Genomic DNA, 1827 nt, shown 5'->3' with positions numbered 1-1827 from the left:
CCGAAGAGGAGGTGCGCCGGCTGCGGGGCCGGGACATGGCGATGATCTTTCAGGATCCGTTGTCGGCGTTGCATCCGTACTACACGGTGGGGCGGCAGATCGCGGAGGCGTACCGGGTGCACCATCCGGATGCCGGGCGGCGGGAGGCGCGGCAGCGGGCGGTGGACATGTTGGGTCGGGTGGGGATTCCGCAGCCGGCGCGGCGGTTCGATCAGTATCCGCACGAGTTCTCGGGTGGGATGCGGCAGCGGGCGATGATCGCGATGGCGTTGGTCAATGATCCGGATCTGTTGATCGCGGATGAGCCGACGACGGCGTTGGATGTGACGGTGCAGGCGCAGATCCTGGATCTGCTCGCGGATCTGCAGGCGGAGTTCCACTCGGCGATCGTTCTGATCACGCATGACCTGGGGGTGGTGTCTCAGGTGGCGGATGAGGTGTTGGTGATGTACGGCGGTCGGGTGGTGGAGCACGGGGGTGTGGAGCAGGTGTTGCGGCGGCCGCAGCATCCGTACACGTGGGGGTTGTTGTCGAGTGTGCCGTCGTTGCACGGTGACGCGGAGGCGGATCTGGTGCCGATCCCGGGCAACCCGCCGTCGTTGATCAACCTGCCGTCGGGGTGCGCGTTCCACCCGCGCTGCCGCTACGCGGGCCGGAACGGGGACCGGTCCCGCGCCGAGGTGCCCGACCTGCGCCCGGCCGGCGCGCCCGGCCATCTGGTCGCCTGCCACCTCTCCGCCGACGACCGCACCCGCCTGTACGCCGAGGACGTCGCGCACGTGGGGGTGGCCCGATGAGCACCGACACCGCGCCGGCCCGACCCGGCGACCCCACCACCGGCCCCGACGAGCGGCCCGCCGCCGAGCCGTTGTTGCGGGTGCGGGGGTTGACCAAGCATTTCCCGGTGCGGACGGGTCTGCGGACCCGGGGTCTGGTGCGGGCTGTGGACGGGGTGGACTTCGACGTGCGGCCGGGGGAGACGGTCGGCCTGGTCGGTGAGTCCGGGTGTGGGAAGACGACGACGGGTCGGATGTTGGTGCGGCTGTTGGAGCCGACCGCGGGGTCGATCGAGTTCGCGGGTCGGGACATCACGCATGCGGGTCGGCGGGAGTTGCGGCCGTTGCGGCAGGAGTTGCAGATCATCTTCCAGGACCCGTACGCGTCGTTGAACCCGCGGCACACGGTGGGGCGGATCGTGGCGATGCCGTTGCAGGTCAACCGGATCACCCCGCCGGGCGGGATCAAGGCCCGGGTGCGGGAACTGCTCGAGTTGGTGGGGTTGAACCCGGAGCACTACAACCGGTACCCGCACGAGTTCTCCGGCGGGCAGCGTCAGCGCATCGGCATCGCCCGCGCCCTCGCGCTGCGGCCGAAGCTGATCGTGGCCGACGAGCCGGTGTCCGCGCTGGACGTGTCGATCCAGGCGCAGGTGGTGAACCTGCTGCGGGACCTGCAGCGGGATCTGGGGTTGGCGTTCGTGTTCATCGCCCACGACCTGGCGGTGGTGCGGCACTTCTGCCACCGGGTCGCCGTCATGTACCTGGGCCGGGTGGTGGAGATCGGCGAGCGTGCCGACATCTACGAACGCCCGCAGCACCCCTACACCCGGGCCCTGCTGTCGGCCATCCCCGACGTCACCCGCCTCGGCCCCGCCGGACGCATCCGCCTGACCGGAGACGTGCCCACCCCCCTGGACCCGCCCTCGGGCTGCCGCTTCCGCACCCGCTGCTGGAAAGCCCAGGACATCTGCGCCACCCAGGAACCCGCCCTCACCCCCCGCGACGGCGGCCGACAGGCCACCGCCTGCCACTACCCCGAAACCGGACC

At 70.8% G+C, this 1827-nt stretch carries 2 protein-coding genes; both read left to right on the top strand.

Annotated features, from left to right (window positions below; genetic code table 11):
• Positions 1 to 797 (top strand): ABC transporter ATP-binding protein (locus HCJ94_RS29250; protein WP_168004224.1); only part of this gene is annotated, 797 nt, incomplete at its 5' end.
• The coding region (locus HCJ94_RS29245; RefSeq protein WP_240944610.1) for an ABC transporter ATP-binding protein at positions 794 to 1827 on the top strand (1034 nt) is incomplete at its 3' end. The genes HCJ94_RS29250 and HCJ94_RS29245, both read left to right, overlap by 4 nt.

It is taken from the genome of Micromonospora thermarum (assembly GCF_012034245.1).
Taxonomy (GTDB): Bacteria; Actinomycetota; Actinomycetes; order Mycobacteriales; family Micromonosporaceae; genus Micromonospora; species Micromonospora thermarum.
The sequence above is the reverse complement of the archived record's forward strand: the minus strand, read 5'-3'. Positions and strand labels throughout refer to the sequence as shown.